General features: G+C 53.6%; 2 tRNA genes. Both read right to left on the bottom strand.

Annotation, left to right across the window (positions count from 1 at the left end):
* Positions 1 to 4: 4 nt before the first annotated feature.
* Positions 5 to 81: transfer RNA gene (locus AB4Z35_RS30940), tRNA-Pro, on the bottom strand.
* 95 nt (positions 82 to 176) lie between these two features.
* A tRNA-Lys gene (locus AB4Z35_RS30935) sits at positions 177 to 252 on the bottom strand.
* Between the last annotated feature and the right edge of the window lie 150 nt (positions 253 to 402).

The raw sequence follows: 402 nt of genomic DNA, 5'->3' as shown, positions 1-402 counted from the left end.
AATATGGTCGGGGTAAGGGGATTCGAACTCCTGACATCCTGCTCCCAAAGCAGGCGCGCTACCGGACTGCGCTATACCCCGGTAAAAAAAAGGCACCTTTGAAAGGCGCCTTCTGCGAACAGAGCTTTTGGCGTCTGATCTTAAGATTCGATTCCAGCGMTAACTGGTTTCAAAAATGGTGGGTCGTGTGGGATTCGAACCTACGACCAATTGGTTAAAAGCCAACTGCTCTACCAACTGAGCTAACGACCCAAATATGGTCGGGGTAAGGGGATTCGAACTCCTGACATCCTGCTCCCAAAGCAGGCGCGCTACCGGACTGCGCTATACGGTAAGGGGATTCGAACTCCTGACATCCTGCTCCCAAAGCAGGCGCGCTACCGGACTGCGCTATACCCCGGT

The sequence above is a fragment of the Pseudomonas sp. KB_15 genome (genome assembly GCF_052114525.1).
Lineage (GTDB): Bacteria > Pseudomonadota > Gammaproteobacteria > Pseudomonadales > Pseudomonadaceae > Aquipseudomonas.
This window is presented reverse-complemented; position numbering and strand designations above follow the sequence as displayed.